This is a genomic window from Pseudomonas asturiensis, from assembly GCF_900143095.1.
Classification (GTDB): Bacteria; Pseudomonadota; Gammaproteobacteria; order Pseudomonadales; family Pseudomonadaceae; genus Aquipseudomonas; species Aquipseudomonas asturiensis.
Genome location: NZ_FRDA01000007.1, coordinates 230,192 through 249,959 on the forward strand (window position 1 = coordinate 230,192; position 19,768 = coordinate 249,959).

Sequence of the window (19,768 nt, forward strand, 5' to 3'; positions counted from 1 at the left end):
GCAAGAAGGAGCCGATATGCCGCGAACATTGATTCGGAAGAATCCCAGCAACTTCAAGACCCTGCCGCTGTTCGTCGAAGCCACCCCTGAAAGCCTGAGCTATCAGAGCATCGGCATGCCGATGAACTTCACTCAGACCTTGCAGCGTCGGCGCAAGATCGAAGTGCCCGACACCGAACGTTTCGCCACCGAACTGGCCAACCTGGGCGTGTCCATTCGCCTGACCATCAGTTGGCAGAATCGCGATTACTGGGTGCTGGTGCGTCAGCGTCGCCAGGACCGCGGCGACGTGGTGCTCAAGCTGATTTCCGGCTACGTTCCGGCCCATGAGCTGACGCTGCCGCTGCACACTGCCATCCAGGAAGTGGCCGAAGAATGCCTGATCGAAACGCCACAAGGCTGGCTGAGCGGAATGTTCAAGGACACCTGGCTGCCCGCGCCTTACGCGTCGGCGCTGCATTACCGTGAAGCCATGCCCTTTACCCTGAGCCCGCTTTCAGGTGCAGCAAGACCGGTGCGGGCCGGCAACCTGATGCTGCTGGAACGCCCGCGGGCCTACGTGCACTTGCCAACCGCATCCCTGCAATTGATCTACGACATGCGTCTGGAAATTCCAAAAGAAGCACGCCCGATCAGCCTGTTCCACGTCGACGAGATGCTGGAAAACGATCAACTGGTCGCGCGCCTGAATCGAAGCAGACCTGACCTGTACCTGATGCCGCTGGAAAATGGCTCGCCGCTACCTGAGCTTTACACCCTCAAGCGCGACAAGCTGACCCCGGCAGGCACACGCGGTCTGTACCTGGCAGAGAGCTTTGCCGCACAGGACGGCTGGGTAGTGCGCGAGGAAAGAATTCGCTGGAAGGACTGGTTGCGTCAGCAAGGCATGAGCCCGCCACCGAAGAAGACGGGGCTCAAACGCCTGACCAACAAGGCCAGAGAGCTGTTGAGCCTGGCGCGCGGCAGCCTGAGCAAGTAAGCGGTGTGACCGGAAAGCCCCGGGCACCATCACTGCCCGCGAATTTTCTCGACGATGGCCGTGGTCGAGCTGTTCTCGACCAGGCCCAACACCTTCACTTCGCCGCCGTAGGCCTGAACGATATCGGCACCGACTACCTGATCGATACCGTAATCGCCGCCCTTGACCAGCACATCGGGCTTGACGTGGGTCAGCAGGTTTTCCGGCGTGCCTTCGGGAAAACTGATCACCCAGTCCACAGCGCCCAGACCGGCCAGAACCGCCATCCGGCGATCCACGCTGTTGATCGGACGGCCAGGCCCCTTGAGGCGACTGACAGAGGCGTCGTCGTTGACCGCAACGATCAGACGATCTCCCTGCGCGCGCGCCTGCTCCAGGTAAGTCACGTGGCCGGCATGCAGGATGTCGAAGCAACCGTTGGTAAAGACGATCTTTTCCTTATGCGCCCGCGCGTCATCGACGGCCAGCAGCAGTTGCTCAAGACCCAGAACACCCCGCTCGGAACCTTCTTCGCGCTGAATGGCGCGACGCAGCTCAGGGGCGCTGATCGCAGCGGTACCCAGTTTGCCGACCACGATGCCTGCCGCCAGATTGGCCAGTGCGACCGCATGCGGCAGTTCCTCGCCCGCCGCAATCGCCGCAGCCAGCGTGGAAATGACCGTATCGCCAGCACCGGTGACGTCGAACACCTCACGCGCACGGGCCGGCAAGTGCAGCGCCTGTTGATCAGGGCGCAGCAGGGTCATGCCGTGCTCGCCACGGGTCACCAGCAACGCACCCAGGTCCAGCTCGCTCATCAACTGTGCGCCCTTGGCGACCAGTTCGGCCTCGTCGACACAATGGCCGACGATGGCCTCGAATTCGCTGAGGTTAGGGGTGATCAGGCTGGCGCCCCGGTAGATCGCGAAGTCCTTGCCTTTGGGGTCGGCCAGCACTGGAATGCCACGCACCCGAGCGGCCTGAATCAGCGCCTGATGGTTCTTGAGCGCACCCTTGCCGTAGTCGGACAGCACCAGCACCTTGATGCCGTCCAGCAGGCCGTCGACCTCTGTGCTCAAGGCCTGCGCATCGGTGGCGAAGGGTTCTTCGAAATCGATACGCAGCAGTTGCTGGTGCCGGCTCATGACGCGCAGCTTGACGATGGTCGGCTGGTTGGCGATACGCTGGAAACGGGCCAGCACACCGGCGGCCTTGAGGCTGTTGCTCAGGCTGTCTGCCGCTTCGTCGTCACCGGTCACACCGACCAGCGAGGCTGGCGCACCCAATGCAGCGATGTTCAATGCCACGTTGGCAGCACCGCCGGGACGGTCTTCGATCTGATCGACCTTGACGACAGGCACTGGCGCTTCTGGAGAAATACGCGATGTACCACCATGCCAGTATCTGTCGAGCATGACATCGCCCACCACCAGGACTGGGGCCTGATCAAAGCGCGGCATGGATAACTTCATCGAACAACCCGTACTAGAAAATGAACAGGGGCGGAATCTTAGCACAGGGGGTTTGAACAGACAGGCTGTTCAGAACCGGATTCCTGACGCGCTCAAAGGGCGATTCCAATCGGGAAAAAGGTGCGTATTCAGCTGCGATGATCTGCGGGTGCGCCATGCTGCAAGCACGACGCAACCGCAAGTGATCAGATAGCGCCGACAGGCGCAGGCTCGTCCAGCCCCATCGCGTGGAGGCGAGCGTAATAGCCGTTTTTCGCCAGCAGCTCGGCGTGAGTGCCACGCTCGACAATCTGACCGGCGTCCATCACCAGAATCAGGTCGGCTTTCTCGATGGTCGACAGACGGTGTGCGATCACCAGCGTCGTGCGGCCTTTCATGACCTGATCCAGCGCGGCCTGAATGTGGCGCTCCGACTCGGTGTCCAGCGCGGAGGTCGCTTCATCGAGAATCAGCACCGGCGCATTCTTGAGCAGCGCACGGGCAATTGCCAGACGCTGACGCTGGCCACCGGACAGCAACACACCATTTTCACCCACCGGGGTATCAAAGCCCTGAGGCAACTGATCGATGAATTCCTTGGCGTAGGCGTCGGCAGCGGCAGCCTCGATGTCGGCACGCGGCGCGCCCGCCAGATCACCGTAGGCAATGTTGTTGGCGATGGTGTCGTTGAACAGCGTGACGTTCTGATTGACCTGAGCGATGTGCCTGCGCAGGTTGCGCAGGCGATAGTCATTGATCTCGACGTCATCGAGCAGGATCTGCCCGGTTTCATGGGTATAGAAACGTGGAATCAGGTTGGCCAGGGTCGACTTGCCACTGCCCGAACGGCCCACCAGTGCGATCATCTGCCCTGGCGCCGCGGAGAAACTGATGTCATTCAGGACCTGACGCTCGGTCTGCGGATAGAAGAAGCTGAGGTTCTTCACCTCAAGACGACCCGAGACACGGTCACGCTCTATCGTCCCGGTGTCGATTTCCTGCTCTACATCCAGCTGTTCGAAAATGCTTTCGGCACCGGCAACACCTTTCTGGATGGTCGAACTGACTTCCGACAACTGACGGATCGGCTTGGGCAACAGGCCCGCTGCCGTGATGTAAGCCACCAGATCGCCCGCGGTCGCATCGCCACGCAGGAACAGCACCAGAAACATCAGCACTGCCATGGCGGTGTAGATGACCAGCTGCAACATCGGCGTATAGATTGCGCCGGTCTTGGTCATGCGCAACTGCTTTTTGGTGTTGCTGGTGCTGGCACGCGCAAAACGATCCTGCTCGTATTCCTCACCGCCGAAGCTGCGCACCACGCGATAACCCTGAATGGTTTCAGAGGCCACGTGCGTCACGTCGCCCATCGCCACCTGGATTTTCTTGCTCTGCTTGCGGAATTTCTTGCTCGCGCTGCCGACCATGATGGCAATCAGCGGCAGGATGGCGAGCATGACCAGCGTCAGCTGCCAGTTCATCCACAGCAGGTAGATGAACAGGAACACCACCGTCAGACCCTCACGGATCACGACCTTGATGGCATCTGTCGCAGCACCGGTCACCATGGTGACGTTGAAGGTGATGCGTGAAATCAGGTGACCCGAATTGGTGGTATCGAAGTAGCGATTGGGCAGCACCAGCAGCTTGTTGAACAGCTCAACACGCAGGTCATGCACCAGCCCCAGCGACACCTTGGCCAGGAAGTAGTTGCCCAGAAACGACCCCAGCCCCTGCCAGGCGGCGATCATTACGATCAGTATCGGCACGGCCTGCAGCAGTTGCAGATCCCTGAGATAAGGCACGTTGGGGAACAGCACGGCTTCGGGATTGCTCAGACCGTCGACAAAGTATTTCAGAATGCCCGCCAGCATCGGCTGGGTCGAAGCAAAGATCACGAAACCTAGGATACTGAGCAGAAAAATGCCCACATACGGACGCACATAGGACAACAGGCGAAAATAGATTTTCACACTGGAAGTGGCGGACGATTCGGAGGTTGTCATGAGAATCCGTCGTATTAAAAAGAGGGCGAATTGTATCACAAGCGGTTTTCGGGGCAGCCTGCTGCGGTAACATACACGGCCCGTCCAGCCCTTGGGGCGCAGAATCCGGAGTATCGATGCAAGCGCTCGACCACGCCCACTACCTTGCCTTGGTTCAAGGAGCCGAAGTGCTTGAAGCCGACGGCACGGGCGACAAAGTACTACGCCTTAATGACGGTTCAATGTTGAAACTGTTCAGGCGCAAGCGCCTGATCAGTTCCGCCGCCTGGTATCCCTACGCACGGCGCTTTGCAGACAACTGCGTCACCCTGTCCAAACGCGCCATTCCCTGCCCGCAGGTTCGTACGGTCTACCGGATCGCCGAGATTGCCCGCGATGCCGTGCATTACGACCCACTGGCGGGACTGACCCTGCGTCAGCTGCTGGGCCATGCTGGCAGTGACGATAACCTGCGTCTGCAACTGGGACGCTTCATCGCCAACCTGCATGAAAAAGGCGTCTATTTTCGTTCTGCACACTTGGGCAATGTGGTGCTCACACCCGACGGTGCGCTCGGCCTCATCGATATCGCCGACCTGAAGACCTATCGCCGCCCCTTGCGCAAGAACCTGCGTCTGCGCAACTTCAAGCACATGCTGCGCTACCTCGAAGACAGACAATGGCTGCTGGGCGATGACAACCCGGCTTTCCTGAACGGTTACCTGAGTGCCCAAACGGTCTGTTCCCCAGACGAACTGGCCCAGGCCATCCACTGAGTGATGAACGGGCCGCCTTCCTGGCGGCCCTGCCCTTGCGTCCTGTCAGTGCGCAAGCCGACGCTGTTGCACCACCCTTCCCAGTACCATCGCCGCCGGCAGCAGTACCAATACCCAAAGCTCGTCCGGGTTACCGATCAATTGCGAGCCATCGAAGTTGAGCATCAACAACGCACACGCCAGGTACAGCCCCCAAGGATCGCGCAGTCGCAGCGCTTGCCAGAGGGTCATGGCCATTACGATGATGAACAGCACCAGTGCAATGGCACCGTCATACAAACCCAGTGCCACGAAAATGTTGTGCGGGTGCTGGATCGGCACACCGCCCGTCAGGGTCTTGGTCGTGATGAAGTCGACCCCACAGCCCAGCAGCCATCCGCAATTGCGCCACTCGCCGGTCATGATTTCGAACAGCTCGATGCGGTAGGAATCGCCCCGCACCATCAGCAACTTGACCCACTGCTCGTCCTTGACCACCCAGTACGCTACGACTGCCGCGACTGCCAGGACCAGCATGGTGGCGAGTGTGCGCCTGGGAAACCGAAACAGCGAGTACAGTGCGCAGACCATGAACAGAAAGGCTGCGCCCACCAGCGCCGTGCGGGTCTGAACGACAAAGGCCGCCACGATCAGGGTCAGTGCAACCCCGCAGAACGCCTCCACCCAACGTTTTTCCTTCAGCCAGACGGATAGCGCCAAAGCCAGGCTGCAGACCATCCAGGCGCTGGCATAAATGACGTTCTCCATGCGCGCCCACAGAATCTCCACACGCTTGCCGAACTCGAACTGTCCGGTCAACCAGCTGTGTGCGCTCGACGTCAGGATATAAAGGCAGATCACCCAGAACAGGCTGCGTATCAGCACGCCCCTCTGAAAGAGTCGATTATCCGTAAGCCCGGCGATGATAAAGATAAACAGCGTGACGTAGGCAATGTGCTTGTAGAACTGGAATTCCTTCGCATAGAACGCTGGCAGCAGAAAAGTCGCCATGAACACCACCCAGGCGATGCCCAGCGGGTGAGCGAAGATACCTGCGCCGCGCGTCTTGATCAGAAACACCAGGCCCGGCAGCGCCATGAACGCGTAGAACAGGTTGTTGGTCCACTTGGCCGACGGAATCAGGATGAAACTCAGTACAAAGACCATGAGTGCAGTATTGAAATACGTCTGCACCCTTGGGTTTACCGCAGTGTTTGCGTCAATAGACATTATTGATCAACCAACCCGTTACCAGTCCGAGGATCACGGCACCGATCAGCTTGATGCGATCACGGCGCTTGCGACGTTGCTTGTCCAGTCGCTCCTGCGGGACCACCACGTGCTCACCGAACCCGGTATGCAGCACGGCATCGTTTTCCAGAATGAGAGCGTAGCGGTTTTCCGACGCAAACAATTGTGAAAGTTTCTTCTCCCCACCATGGCTTGCGTAAGGCGCATGTTGCTGGTAGTCAGCCAGACGACGCAGCCCGGGATTGAAGGAGAAACCCTGCCACTCGGCCTTGTGCGAACCCAGTTTGTAGAACGGAATGCCTTGAACCACTTCGCGCTCGTTCAGGTACACATACGGGCTGTGGATCTGCAGGTCGTGATTGAAACTGCGCAGCCAGACCTGCAGCGCCTGGGGATCGTTTTCCAGCAGAATCATCGACTCTTCGATGAAGTGCGGACGATAGAAATCCCAGTCGTCCTCGCAGTGGAACACCCAACGGGTTTCGATCAGCGCATAGGCGGCGTCGACCGAGCGCATCTGGCCCAGCTTGGGGTTGTTGATGATGAAGCGGGTATGGGCGCGCCAGTGCTCAGGGATACACGTCTCGACCTGAGCGTCACCTGAATCTTCGGTAATCAGCACATGGCGAATGGGGGCAGTGTTGAAGCGGTCGAATGTGTCCAGCGTACGCTTCAACAAATCGAATCGACCACAACTGGTGACGACCAGCGTGATGTCGCTGTTTTCGCTGAATACCATCATGTGTTCCCAATCATTGTAATTTCGAAAGACATTACCACGCCCAGCGTGATCGCAGACGATCGACCCAGTTTGCCGCAGGCATGGGCCTCAACGGCGCCTGCATCTGTTCGACGATAGCTTTGCCCAGAGCATGGAAGGTGAAGCGCTGCTCGACGAGCGCTTGTGCATTGCGGGATATTTCATCGGCCAGCGCAGCGTCGTCGCGCAGCCGTGCCAGCTTCTCGCGAAGCTGGGGAATGTCCTGGTACAGGACGATGTTGTGCATGTCCACGAACCCCAGTGCACGGTTCTCCTCAGCGCCCTGATCGAACGCCAGCAGCACGCATCCGCACGCCATGGCCTCGAAGTTCTTGATCATGTATTCGCCCATGCCGACATCTGCACTCACAAAAAAGCGAATGCGGTTCAGCGTGTCGCAGTATTCCTCGCCGGACTTGGTCCGCGTGACCAGCAGGTTTTCCTGCCGACCCAGTTCGTCCAGCAGCGCCTTGCGGCCGCTGTAGGCCACGCTGTTGGTACTGCCGACAAAGGCCAGTTCGATGTCACGCTCGCGGTGCTGACCTTGCAACAGGGCCTGGTCGTAGCCTTTAGGCACGAACACGGCGTCGAAACCTTCCTGACGCAGGCGCTCGCTGACCACATAACCGGAGCAGATCACCCGCGCCCAGGGCAGCTTGCGGTAATGCGCGCTGAACTTGCCGGTGTACTTGCAGGGAATGTAGTTCTGATAGGCATCGTGTTCGAGGATGACCAGATTGGGGATCGTGCGGATGAATCTCACCTGACGCACTTCCTGCTTGAAACGCAGAAAGAAGACGATGCGGTCATAGCGGGTCACGTCGACCTCTCGCCGGAAATAGCCACGCAGGTTTCGTTGCTGCTCCGAATCCAGCCAACGTATATCGCACTCGCAATGCGCGGCGATACCGTCATACAGACGATCCAGAATCGCACGCTGCTCTTTCTGAACCAGAAATAGGACTTTCATTGTTTTCCTTGCAGTGCTGCGCCTGCTGAATCAGAGATCACGACTACGCCAGAACAATTCATGTCGCCGCACCGCCTTACGGAAGAATTCGTTTTCACCTTCAGCGGGCCAGCGGCGGCCTGCCAGCAGGCGCTGCAGACAGCGGCGCACACGCCGCTTGAACGGCATGGGCGGCTGCAGGTCATGCATCATGCCCAGCGCCATGGCTTTGTCGCGCTGCGTCTGAACAGACACTTCAAGGCTGTAAGGCTCAAGTTCCAACTGTGCATCGAAAACCGGCGGCAGGCTGATGCCGGTGTAGGCATCACCCATAGGCCAGCGGTCATTGTCGTGCAGATGGTTGGCGTAACCGAGTACGACCTCGGGCTGCCATTCAAGCCCGGCCAGCGCCTCGCGCACGGCGGCCTGGGCGCAGATATGATCGGGGTGCGGGTCGATGGCCGGGTGCGGCATGACCACGACTTGCGGCCTGGCCTTGAGAATCAGCGTGCGCAGATCGGCCAGCAGGTTATCCCAGGTCGGCTGGCCGTCATCGCCCGGCAACGGCACAGAGTTGAACTGGCGGAACAGACGGGTATCGAGCAGGTCCGCCTCGCGTGACCCGACCGGTGTCTGAGGCGCGGCCTGCATGGCGGGCAATTGCAGGCAAAAATAGCCCAGTTGCACGCACTGCGACTCCGGTACGCCACCCCAGCGCGCCACGGCGATACTGTCCCAGGCACGCAGCCGGCCTTTCATGCGTGCAGCCTCGACGCTGTTCATGCCCATCCGCCGATAGTGATTGGCTTCGATCTCACCGGCCGTCAACGTCACGATCCAGGCATCCGAAGCCTGGCTGTAAAGCCCGAACGCCGCCAATTCTGCGTCGTCGGCGTGCGGCGCAATCACCATCACGCGCTGCTGGCGCACATCCGGCTGGCGAAAGACCCACAGACGCGGCTGCCCGGTCACACGACAGAAACGCCCCCGCAGGCTCAACACGCCTGCGGCCAGGGGTGCGCCGAGCCCGGTCAGGTTCAGATAGCGCATGCCGTTGACGCCGCGCTCGAAGGCTTGCCTGTCTGGAATATCGGCGCCGTGCAGCTCAACGAGAGGGTCGAGAAAACGCCCCAGCCAACCTGCCTTGATGGTCAACGCCAGCACCAGCGTTTCCCCGCCTTGCAGCGTGAACGGCTCGGTGAACGTCATCCGATCGCCCTCAAGACGCACACCCGATACTTCGTTTTCAGCGGCGAAGGTGTACTGATAGTCGTCCGAAGGCGAATAGAACAGGTGATCGGCAAACCAGGCCTCGTGGGCAACCCAGGCCGCAATCGCCAGAACGGGCACCAGCCACCACGCCACCGTCACACCCATGACGATCAACAGCAACACGCCACCCATCAGCGCCAGACGCTTGTTGCGACGGTGACGCTTGAGCAGTGCCTGCTTGCGGCTCAAATCTGGAACACCGGCACAGGGTTGCACCAGCGATCCTTGTACTCACGGTCAGCACGGCCGAACGAGAAGCGCAGAGATTTACCCAGCGCACGCGCCTCTTCCCAGGCGCTTTGCGTGTTGACGAAGCTCAGCACGCTGCCGGGACTGAAATCACGGGTCTGAGGATCGACACCGCCGTTGACGTATTCGACGCTGACCCACTCGGGCGCTTCAACGCGGTACACCAGTTGAATGGCGATCGGCGCATCGTTGAGAAACACCACCGAGCCGATCAGCAGGTCGCGCAGCAGCTCGATCACTTCCGCCTTGTGCGCAGCACCGGTCGCCTCGAACCCCCAGCGGCGCTGGAACAGCTCGCAATACATGCGCGCCAGTTCAGCACTGCCGAACTCGCTGACAGCCCGAACCGTGCCGCCCGCCTCTTCCAGCAGGCGCAGTTCACGGCGCTGGTTGTAGCGAAATTTCTTGGACAACTCTTCGGGCGTGCGCGCCATGGCCAAGGATTCGGTTTGCGGCTTGAACGTACTGACCCGACCCTCGTTCAATGACGAGAGGTAACGCCCACGATGACGTACCGGCACCTCGATGCCTTCGGCAATCGGCAGAATCAGCTCAGCGTTGCCCAGGTCGAAAAGGCCTTTCTTGCCGTGACGCTTGAGCTCGTCCTTGGACAGCGCCAGCGAGCGGCCCCACGTTGCAATGGCCGCCTTGATTTCGCCGTTCTGCTCGCAGCCCAGATAACGCACGGCTATCCCCGAAAAACCGGACAGCCGCTCGATGACCTGCGGATGAGTCGCCACGCTACCGCCGAAGCGATGCCACGCCTGCGCATAGGCAGCGGCATCGATTTCGCTCCAGCCACGTTCACGCCAGGCTTTGAATCGGTTGAGCATCAGGACTCCGCTACCAGACGGGTGACCTGCGGCAAGCGCCAGAAGACCTCGCGCACCGCGTGGTCGGAAAAACGCTCGCGCAGACGCACCAGCATTCGCTCGGCACAGTCCTGACGCTGATCGGCATCCAGCCCGGCCATGTGCACCAGCCCTTGAGCCAGACGCTGCTCATCACCCAACGGAAACATCAGGCCCACGTCCTCGACCACCTCACGGGCACCGCCACAGGACGTCGCCACCACGGGAACACCTGCCACCATGGCCTCCAGGAGCACCATGCCGAAGGGCTCGTGATCCGAACTCAATGCAAACACATCGAACGCCTTGAAGTAGCGACGCGCGTCCGCGACCTGGCCCATGAACAGCACGTGCGCGCCGATGCCCAGTTCACGTGCAAGCGCCTTGAGGTTTTCTTCAAGCCGCCCCTTGCCCAGCACGACCAGCTGACTGTTCTCGGGGAGGCCTGGAAGCGCCAGGGCAAAACCGCGTAACAGGGTCGCCTGATCCTTGTCGGGATGCAGGCGCCCAACGTTACCGACGACCCAGGCAGACGGCGCAAGACCCAGCTCGATGCGGGCATCCTCGGCAGAAAACTGGCTGCCTTGCAGTTGCTCCACATCGATGCGGTTGTACAGCGTCTCGATACGTTCGGCAGGCCAGCCAGGCAGACTTTTGCGCATGTCGTCGCGCACCGAATCCGAAACACCCAGCAGACTGAGACGCTTGCGAAACAGGTTGGCGAACAGCCTGCGGGTGCGCCGCTGATAATCGCCAAACGCGTGATGTACGCCGATCACCGGCAAACGGCTCGCCAACAGCGCGATATAGACCGGCTTGAAACGATGCGCGATGCAGAAGCTGAAGCTGCGCGACGACGCAATCTTGCGCAGATCGCGAATGGCACCCAGCTTCAGGCCACGAATGGCACTGGAGCTGTACTCCATGAACAGCACTTCGTCCGAACCGCAGTCGGCGACAACGTCAGGGTCGGCAGCACCGGTCAGAAACACAGTGGTCACCCGATAGCCCTTGCCCGCGAACAGGCTGGCGTACTGCCGAGCGCAGTCCAGAAACGGCCCGTCATAGCCGTGACAGAACTGCAGCACGTGACGGTCAGCCGAGCGTGTCATAAGCCTCAACGCCCTCTTTGACCACCAGAATGTCTTCCATGATCAAGTATTCGAGGTCGGAGCCAAAGAACATGTTCAAGGCATCGGTCGGCGAACAGATCATCGGTTCGCCACGGCGGTTGAGCGAGGTGTTCAGCGACACGCCGTTGCCGGTCAGGTTTTCCAGCGCCTTCATCATGTCGTAGTAGCGCGGATTGTATTCGCGCTTGAGCACCTGTGCACGGGACGTGCCGTCCTCATGGACGACTTCCGGCACGCGGGTCTTCCACTCTTCCGCCACTTCGAAGGTGAAGGTCATGAAAGGCGCCGGGTGATCAATCTTGATCATCTGCGGCGCGACGGTGTCGAGCATCGACGGGCAGAAAGGCCTCCAGCGCTCGCGGAACTTGATCTGGTGGTTGATGCGGTCAGCCACGCCGGTCACGCTCGGGCAACCAATGATCGAACGACCGCCCAGCGCACGAGGACCAAACTCCATGCGACCCTGGAACCAGGCCACGGGGTTGCCCTTGACCATGATCTCGGCGATCCGCTCAGGGGTGTTTTCGATCTGGCGCCATACCGGCTTGCTCGGGTGACGGGCGCACGCAGCGATGACGTCTTCGTTGCTGTACGCAGGGCCGAGGTAGACGTGTTCCATCTTCTCGACCGGCACGCCACGCGCGTGGGACACATAAGCCGCCGCGCCCACCGCCGTACCGGCATCGCCGGACGCAGGCTGGACGAACAGTTCCTTGACCTCGGGACGGGCGATGATGCGCTGGTTCAACTTGACGTTCAGCGCACAGCCACCGGCGAACGCGATTTTACCGGTCTCCTTGAGAATGTCGCCCAGGTAGTGATCCATCATCTGCAGCGCAAGCTTTTCGAACAGCGCCTGCATGCTGGCCGCGTAATGGATGTAGGGTTCGTCCGCCACATCGCCAACGCGCTTGGGGCCGAGCCATTCGATGAGTTTTGGCGAGAAGTAGAAGCCCTTCCCGTTCTCTTTATAGCGACGCAGGCCGATGACGTTGGCCAGCTCGGTATTGATGATCAACTCACCGTTCTCGAAAGTGGCCAGGCGCGAGAAGTCGTATTTGCTGGCATCGCCGTACGGCGCCATGCCCATGACCTTGAACTCGCCGTCCAGCATCTCGAAACCGAGGAACTCGGTGATCGCGCCGTACAGGCCACCCAGCGAATCCGGATCGAAGAACTCCTTGATCTTGTGGATCTTGCCGTTCTCGCCATAGCCGAAGAAGGTGGTGGCGTACTCACCCTTGCCGTCGATGCCCATGATTGCGGTTTTCTCGGTGAAACCGGAGCAGTGATAGGCGCTGGACGCGTGGGCCAGGTGGTGCTCGACCGGCTCGATCTTGATCTTTTTCGGATCGAAGCCCAGTTGTTCGAGGCACCAGACGATCTTGTTGCGATAACGCTTGTAACGACGGTTGCCCATCAGCAGCGCATCGAGGGCGCGATCCGGCGCGTACCAGTAGCGCTTGGCGTAGTGCCAGCGCGCCTTGCCGAACAGGCTGATCGGGGCGAAGGGGATCGCGACCACGTCGACGTCGGAGGGCTTGATGCCTGCCTGCTCCAGACAGAACTTCGCCGACTCGTAGGGCATGCGGTTCTTTGCATGCTTGTCGCGAACGAAGCGCTCTTCTTCGGCCGCTGCGATCAGCTTGCCGTCGATGTAAAGCGCTGCGGAAGGATCATGGCTAAGGGCGCCGGACAGGCCAAGGATCGTCAATGCCACAAGGGTCTAGCCTCTTTAGTCTGCATGCAGGCGCGTTGCGCCCGAGAAAATGTGTGCCCCCGCACAGCGGGCTGAGGGCAGCTAAAGCGCGGGATTATAGCGTAATGACCAAGGATTTGGCTCGGGGGCTGTAAGGCTTTCAGCAAACAGGCGATGCAGTCGCCTTTCAGAACCGTCCGGCAAAAACACGCCCGCATCCTGACATTCAATAACTATCTACGCTCCCGGCCCGCCGGATTCTGATTGATTGACGGCTATGAATCACGGCCTCACGGCCTTCAATCAGCGGCGCACATCGCGCCTATCAGAGCCGAAAAACAATGCAGACACTGACACCTGTACCCCTCAAACCTCTGGACACCTTTGCGCAAGCGTCAGCCGCGCTGAAACGACTGGATGAACTGAGCAGCCGATTAAGCGATACGCTCAAGCAACTGCCAGTCCCCGACGACGCCCTGCTGGATGCGCCTGCATCCGAGACACACGTCACCCGACTGCTCGCGCAGCTCGACGATTACTGGCGGCCGGTCACGACGCCCGGCGAGACCCGTTACGATCAATGCCTGTCCGGCCTGCGTCAGGCCCTGCGCGACGAGGTGACGCTCAAGGTGCACGAGCGCGAGCTTGCGCCGGCCTACGCAGACTGTCTGCCCGCGACGGTCTCGCAAATGAACACGTCACCGACACCCGAGGCTTTTTCCCTGCACCTCCTGCTGGATGATGACGTCGAGGCTGAGTTGGCCGGTGCGCTGGTGCTGTCTCAGGCGCAAGGCGCGACCTTGCTGGCATTGCCGGGTCTGGGTCTCACGGCGTTCGCCACCCAGGCGCAGATGCTGGAAACACTGACGCTGTGGCTCAAATCCCCTGCTCTGAAGGGCGCACTGACGCGCAGCCTTGAACAGCGTCATCAGGATCAGCTCGCAGCCATCGACGCCGACCCCGACCTGTATGCCGATCCGTTCCTGAGCACCGATGTGCAGTTGAAAGCCATCGACGCAGAGCCTCTGGCTCATGCCCTGGACAGCCTGCTGAACAAACAGCGCGAGGATGTTCGCCATGCCTGCGCCCTGCAAGGCATCGGCGACCGACAGAAGCACCGGGTGCTTATACGGCACGCGATTGAACAGCAAGGCCTGTTCGGCCCTCGGGCGATGCTTGAGCTGCGCGAAATAGCGCTGCGCGAGGCCGATTATCGTCGCAGCCTGCCGGACTGGATCAAGCTCGCCAGCCCCAAGGACATGACGACCTATACCGAACGTCTGGAGCGCTGCGAGCAGGCACGCGCCGCCGTCCTTAGTGCTTTGGGCACGGCAGCCTCGCCGGAAGCGTTCGCCCTGGCACACCTCAAGGTGCGTCTGGCTGACGACCTGGGCTACGCCCTGGACCCTGGCCTCGTCACGATCAGCACCCGACGCACCCTGCCCGTGACGGGCGAAACCTATCTTGTGACACGCTCCTGGGTGGAACTTGCCCTGTACGGGCTGCACCCGGGGGATCGCGCCGAGGGCTCCGACTTTCTGACCCGCACCACGATCGACTATGACAATGCTTCGCTGGCCTCCGCTTACAACCCCCTGGATGCGGCCTACATTGCCCGCGTCGTCGAGGAGCTGGATGTGCGCGTCCATTTTGGCGAATTCCAGAAAACCGCCTACCGCCAGGCTCACAATCAGCAACTGATGCGTACCCTGACCCACACGCAAATCACGGCACTGGCGTGTGCCGCCCACATGCAGGGGCATATTCGTCGCGAAGACTTCGCCACTGTCGAAGCCATCGTGCAACCCGCAAAAGCAGGTACAGGTGCAGGCGCAGCGCCGCGTATCCAGCAGATCAGGCTGGACGGGCACGCGGTCATGAGCAAATTGCTGGTGTTTCGCAAGCAGAGTGCTTCCGGCCAGCTGGAACGCCTGATCATGTTCGCCCAGGATGCGCCCAATCAACGCCATTTCCATGCCTTCGACAACGAAGACCAATTGGTGCACGAGCTGGTCGCCTGGTTGACGTCCAGGGAACATCAGGATTATCTGCTCGGCCAGCTTGAGGTTTCCGCCCGACCGCAGCTTGAAAGGCAGCTCCAGGCACTGCGACTCAAACCCTACCCGCAGGCGGATTTTGTCCACCTGATTGACGTGTCCGACTACCAGATGGCGCTTTCGCTGTTCGCACTCGACCATGCCGACGTGACGATCTCGGAACAGGCGCGCCACACGCCCTCCTGGTATGCAGGCGCAAGTCTTGAGAGCCGCCAGCAACTGGTAGCGCTGGAAGAGGCTGCCGCTGGCGCGCAGTACAACTACCAGCTAAAGCCCCACACACAGGTCAAGTCGTTCGATGAGTATGTATTCGAACGGGCCAGCCAGCAGATCAACACACTGCTCGGCCTGCCCGACGGTACGGTCGACCCCGACCTGATCGTGATCAAAAGCGAGCGCGAGACCATCACCTACACAGACATGCTGCTCAACGGCTACGACGACAGCATTGACCCGACGCGCGCCACCGCAGACAGCGTGGCAACTTTCAAAGGCCCGGAAGGTGTTGACCTCAGCGCTCTTTCGCCGCGCAACGTGGCCGGCTCGGTACGCGGCAAATGGCTTGCCGACGACTACATCGCACTGGTCAGGCGCACGCTGCTCAATCCAGACGACGAAGGTTATGAATACCGTCGCACGACGAGCGTGGCGATCAACCAGTTGCACATGAAAGCCGCAGCACTGCGCAGCGTCCTGAAGGGGCATATCAACGGCAATCAGTACGAGTGGCTGGTACGCAGCCTGGACCGCGCCCATCTGAGTGACGGTGAAACGCGCCAGCAATACCCGCTCTACCCCTTGCAACTGCATATCGACAAGCCCTTCATTGCCTCCGGCCTGGAAGGCGTGGACCAACTGGTCATTCCCGATCAGCAATTGACCCACGTGGAGACGGTTCAAGGGTGCCTGGCGATCCTGCCTACCCAACCCCGCCAGACCGCGCTGCTGTATACGCCCGAGGCACCGGACGGCGTCGAGTTTCGTCTTTTCAGCGACTTCATCCCCTCTCTGAGCAAGGCGGGCATGATCGATTACTACAAGGACCGCTGCCGCCTGCAGTCGCGCCGGACTCTGGCGTTCTTCCTGCGCGACATGCAGCAGGGCGGCGCCAGCAAGGCACCGTTTCTCCCGAGGGAATACATCGCGGACTTCGCCGACACCTGCTTCAACACGCTGATCGAGCGAAAACTGCGCGACACCGAAGAAACCACCACCGGCCGTCACGACATGCTGTCCAGAATGATCTGGATCAGCGCTGAACTCATCGCGACTGCGCTGACGCTGCCGTTTCCGCCGGCAAGCTTTGCAGTCGGCAGCCTGCTGTCCCTGCACGACACGGTGCGCGCCGTACAGGCACTGACCGAGGGCGACCAGAACACCGCCAGCGGCTATATCCTCTCCTCTTTGTTCAATGGGTTGGGCGCGGCGGGCGATCTGCATTCCGGCCTGAGAGGCTTTGGCGGCCTCGTGCATCGACTCGAAAAGCGTCTTCCCGAAGCGTCGGCGCTCCCGCCGATTACCCGACACGACCTGCCACCGCGTTACGAGGATTTGCTGCCAGCCAATTTGCAGGACAAGACTGTGCTGATCGGCAAGGTCAACGCCAACGGCCACGCCCCTCTGTTCCAGCAGGCCAGTCCGGCGTCACAGAAAATCAGCGCCACCGGGCAGTTCGCCAGCCGTAAACCCGACGGCAGCTGGCAACCCCTGAGTTCGCCGCTGGATAGCTCCAGCACCGCCGGTCGCGACCTGGCCGTCGAGCTTTCCCTGCAGAACGTGCCACGCATCAAGAGCGGTCACGCCAACGGCGTCTGCAGTGTCAACGGCAAGCATTACATCAACCTGTCCGGTAAAACCTATCAGGTGCAGTTCGACGCCCAAATGCGCTGCTGGCAGATCATCGACCCGGCCAATCCGTTCGCATTCTTTGGCAAGCAGCCTGTGCGCCTGAACAAACGAGGACAATGGGAGAAGATCGACCGCCATCAATTGCGAGGTGGCGGGCTTGGCGATGAAGGCACCTACCGGCCGCTGCCGGAAGAGGCCGCTGCGCCGGTCACCTCAACGGTGCGCCTGAGCGACTATGAAATGCCGCCCGAGATGAGGCCGGGGTTGTATGCCATTCTGGACAAGGAAACCCCTGACCCGACGGGGATGGGGCTGGAGCTTTACTTCAAGGGCTACTTCGATGAGTTGCGTCAGGTGTTCTCAAGGCTTCAGGACAAGCTCTATCAGGATGCCAAAGCCTTCTTCATGAAGGTGGTGGTGCCCGCCCGCCCAACATTGCCGACCCTTGCGCCTGACGCCGGGGTGGAGTCGCTGTTCGAAAGCGTCTTCACGCACAGCAATGGGCTGGTGTTGAGCGAGGCCGCCCAATCGATCGCCAGCAAGCGTCTGCTTATTCTCAATATGCCGTTGCTCAAAAAGCAAAACGTGGAGGTCCTGTACCTCGATCACCTGTTCACCGACAAACACCTCGAAAAACTGGCCACCTATCGCCAACTGGCCGGAAAAAGCCGCTCCGGCTCTCACGAAATCAAGACGCACCTCAAACAACTCAATAACGGCGCACTGCGCAATCAGACCTCCGAATACGATTACTACCACCTGATCAAGGCCGCACACCGACACGGGATCGAGGTTCGTCCCTTCAGTTCGTCAACCAGCTATCCGCTGCAGGACCACGCAGTTGCCGCCGCCGCAGGTGATCTGACCGCAGCACAGAAAACCAGCAACTTTTTCGGCCATCACGTGATCAGCGCTGACGTGGCAAGCCAGCCGTCGAGACGCTGGATTGCACTGCTCGACCAGAAGCTGGCAACCACCCACGACACCATTCCGGGCATCGCCGAACTGCAGGGCGCTATCAGCGTGCACGTTCAGGACGTTCCGACAGGGCATACGACACGCGTATTCACGACCGGTACGACTCCATCCTCTGCAGGCATTTCAGCGGACTTCACCCTCGAATTTTCCAACCCCTTGAGCCTAGCGCCAAAACCTGTGGCGCCGCCAAGCACGCGGGTAGATGAAATATTAATGAACCGGATGGCCGATCGGCAGACCCTGGAGTCCGGGGAGCGCTGGGCTGGCGATTACGTGTTCCGCTGGGAGCCCGAATCAGGCTGGATGCGCAGTGAGCAGCAAGGCTCGACCGGTCCTCGCCCGGTGACCGCCATTCAACAGTCGCTGAGCGACGCCACCTATGAAGTGCCGCTCGAACAAAGAAGTGCTTTGCACACGCTGGCCAGCTTCGAACATCGCGGGCTGGATGAGCGTTTCTTCTTTTTCGACCAACACATGAGCGAGGTGAGGGAAGCGTTTTTCAGACTGCGCGGACAATTGCAGCAAGACGCGCACGCCGTTGAGTCCGCAGTGCTGCCCGCCCGACCTGTACTGCCTGAACTTGCGCCCAAAACGCCGCCTCAAGCGCTGCTTGAAACGCTGTACCAGCACACCGATGGCGTCGTTCTGGGCGAAGCGCATTCCTCGATTGCCAGCAAGAAGCTGATCATCGACAACCTGCCTTCGCTCGCACAACAGAACGTCAAGACGCTGTACCTGGAGCACCTGCTCAGTGACTTGCATCAGGCCGACCTTGACCATTTCCTCGAAACTGGAGAAATGACCAAGCACTTGCTGCACGACCTGCAGGCGCTGGACATCGGTCACCGGACCGATCCTGCCGGGGTCTACAACTTCGAGCAACTGGTGATCAAGGCCCGGCAACACGGACTGGAGATTCGCGCGCTCGACTGCCTGGCCAGCTACCACCTCAAAGGCCTTTCCAGCGAAACGGTTACCACTCGCCAGCAGATGATGAATTATTTTGCCTCCCGCACGATTCGCAAGCATCAGGAGGTCATGGGCTCGCATAAGTGGATTGCTCTGGTCGGCAACAGCCACTCCAACACGTTCAAAAACGCTGTGCCCGGCATCGCCGAGCTGGAAGGCGGCATCGGCCTGCGGGTGATCGATGTAGTGCCGGGCCAGTCGCGGGGCGTGGTGCGCGATCCGGGTGAATCCCTGCCGCTGGATATGGGCAAGACGCGTATTCACATCCAGGGTGACTACCGCGTGGACCTTGAAGTGCCAAGGCCTAACGTGACTGTGGCCAGACCGCAATCCGTAGGCAGGCGTCTGGCCAAGCCCGGCATGTTCCTGATCGAACAGACCGACGATGGCCTGCACACCATCGTGCATCGCTCGCGAGACGGCCAGATCCATCGCACTCCGGTACATATCGACGCAAAGGGTAAGGTGTTCGTTGATCGTCCAAGCTGGAAATCGGTGCACTTGAAGACTTACGAAGACATGAACGCCCTGACCATCGCGCTCAGGGACATGAACCTCAGTCGCGTCGAATAACGCGACCCCCTGCCAGGACGAGACGGC

Annotated in this window: 12 protein-coding genes; 3 read left to right on the forward strand and 9 right to left on the reverse strand. The window is 60.3% G+C overall.

Annotated features, from left to right (window positions below; genetic code table 11):
• Positions 1–16: 16 nt before the first annotated feature.
• Positions 17–979 carry a metal ABC transporter ATPase gene (locus BUB69_RS14925; RefSeq protein WP_073168043.1) on the forward strand — a complete coding sequence of 321 codons (963 nt, stop codon included), beginning with the start codon at positions 17–19 and terminating at the stop codon, positions 977–979.
• A gap of 29 nt (positions 980–1,008) precedes the next feature.
• On the opposite strand, the gene hldE is transcribed toward BUB69_RS14925, so the two are convergent.
• Together hldE and msbA are read right to left on the reverse strand one after the other, a co-directional pair.
• Positions 1,009–2,430 (reverse strand): bifunctional D-glycero-beta-D-manno-heptose-7-phosphate kinase/D-glycero-beta-D-manno-heptose 1-phosphate adenylyltransferase HldE, encoded by a 1,422-nt coding sequence (hldE, locus tag BUB69_RS14930; RefSeq protein ID WP_073168045.1) that lies wholly within the window; start codon positions 2,428–2,430, stop codon positions 1,009–1,011.
• Between the two features lie 185 nt (positions 2,431–2,615).
• The gene (gene msbA / locus BUB69_RS14935) at positions 2,616–4,418 is read right to left on the reverse strand and encodes a lipid A export permease/ATP-binding protein MsbA (RefSeq protein WP_073168047.1); all 1,803 of its coding nucleotides are present in this window, start codon (positions 4,416–4,418) and stop codon (positions 2,616–2,618) included.
• 116 nt (positions 4,419–4,534) lie between these two features.
• Between msbA and BUB69_RS14940 the strand changes: the two genes are divergently transcribed.
• Positions 4,535–5,173: a BUD32 family EKC/KEOPS complex subunit gene (locus BUB69_RS14940; protein WP_073168049.1), complete on the forward strand. Its 639-nt coding sequence runs from the start codon at positions 4,535–4,537 to the stop codon at positions 5,171–5,173.
• 45 nt (positions 5,174–5,218) lie between these two features.
• On the opposite strand, the gene BUB69_RS14945 is transcribed toward BUB69_RS14940, so the two are convergent.
• From BUB69_RS14945 to BUB69_RS14975, 7 genes are read right to left on the reverse strand one after another with little or no spacing between them, the layout of a single operon-like run.
• Positions 5,219–6,382, reverse strand: a complete 1,164-nt coding sequence (locus tag BUB69_RS14945) for a hypothetical protein (RefSeq protein ID WP_073168051.1) — start codon at positions 6,380–6,382, stop codon at positions 5,219–5,221.
• Entirely contained in the window at positions 6,372–7,145 is a 774-nt protein-coding gene (locus tag BUB69_RS14950; protein ID WP_073168053.1) for a glycosyltransferase family 2 protein, read from the reverse strand. Before BUB69_RS14950 ends, BUB69_RS14945 begins: the two co-directional genes overlap by 11 nt.
• 31 nt (positions 7,146–7,176) lie before the next feature.
• The gene (locus BUB69_RS14955; RefSeq protein ID WP_073168055.1) at positions 7,177–8,133 is read right to left on the reverse strand and encodes a glycosyltransferase family protein; all 957 of its coding nucleotides are present in this window, start codon (positions 8,131–8,133) and stop codon (positions 7,177–7,179) included.
• Between the two features lie 30 nt (positions 8,134–8,163).
• Entirely contained in the window at positions 8,164–9,573 is a 1,410-nt protein-coding gene (locus tag BUB69_RS14960; RefSeq protein WP_073168058.1) for a PIG-L deacetylase family protein, read from the reverse strand.
• On the reverse strand, positions 9,570–10,466 hold the full coding sequence (locus tag BUB69_RS14965; protein WP_073168060.1) for an antimicrobial resistance protein Mig-14: 897 nt from the start codon (positions 10,464–10,466) through the stop codon (positions 9,570–9,572). The genes BUB69_RS14960 and BUB69_RS14965 overlap by 4 nt, the downstream gene beginning before the upstream one ends.
• Positions 10,466–11,596: a glycosyltransferase gene (locus BUB69_RS14970; RefSeq protein WP_073168061.1), complete on the reverse strand. Its 1,131-nt coding sequence runs from the start codon at positions 11,594–11,596 to the stop codon at positions 10,466–10,468. The genes BUB69_RS14965 and BUB69_RS14970 overlap by 1 nt, the downstream gene beginning before the upstream one ends.
• Entirely contained in the window at positions 11,580–13,337 is a 1,758-nt protein-coding gene (locus tag BUB69_RS14975; protein ID WP_073168063.1) for a carbamoyltransferase family protein, read from the reverse strand. Before BUB69_RS14975 ends, BUB69_RS14970 begins: the two co-directional genes overlap by 17 nt.
• Before the next feature lie 320 nt (positions 13,338–13,657).
• Between BUB69_RS14975 and BUB69_RS14980 the strand changes: the two genes are divergently transcribed.
• The gene (locus BUB69_RS14980; protein ID WP_073168065.1) at positions 13,658–19,741 is read left to right on the forward strand and encodes a membrane-targeted effector domain-containing toxin; all 6,084 of its coding nucleotides are present in this window, start codon (positions 13,658–13,660) and stop codon (positions 19,739–19,741) included.
• Positions 19,742–19,768: the final 27 nt, after the last annotated feature.

Coding starts and splice junctions, on each gene's coding strand:
- BUB69_RS14965 (WP_073168060.1), bottom strand. CDS start 10,466: ATGCTCAACCGATTCAAAGCCTGGCGTGAACGTGGCTGGAGCGAAATC.
- BUB69_RS14980 (WP_073168065.1), top strand. CDS start 13,658: ATGCAGACACTGACACCTGTACCCCTCAAACCTCTGGACACCTTTGCG.
- BUB69_RS14950 (WP_073168053.1), bottom strand. CDS start 7,145: ATGATGGTATTCAGCGAAAACAGCGACATCACGCTGGTCGTCACCAGT.
- BUB69_RS14940 (WP_073168049.1), top strand. CDS start 4,535: ATGCAAGCGCTCGACCACGCCCACTACCTTGCCTTGGTTCAAGGAGCC.
- hldE (WP_073168045.1), bottom strand. CDS start 2,430: ATGAAGTTATCCATGCCGCGCTTTGATCAGGCCCCAGTCCTGGTGGTG.
- BUB69_RS14925 (WP_073168043.1), top strand. CDS start 17: ATGCCGCGAACATTGATTCGGAAGAATCCCAGCAACTTCAAGACCCTG.
- BUB69_RS14945 (WP_073168051.1), bottom strand. CDS start 6,382: ATGTCTATTGACGCAAACACTGCGGTAAACCCAAGGGTGCAGACGTAT.
- msbA (WP_073168047.1), bottom strand. CDS start 4,418: ATGACAACCTCCGAATCGTCCGCCACTTCCAGTGTGAAAATCTATTTT.
- BUB69_RS14970 (WP_073168061.1), bottom strand. CDS start 11,596: ATGACACGCTCGGCTGACCGTCACGTGCTGCAGTTCTGTCACGGCTAT.
- BUB69_RS14955 (WP_073168055.1), bottom strand. CDS start 8,133: ATGAAAGTCCTATTTCTGGTTCAGAAAGAGCAGCGTGCGATTCTGGAT.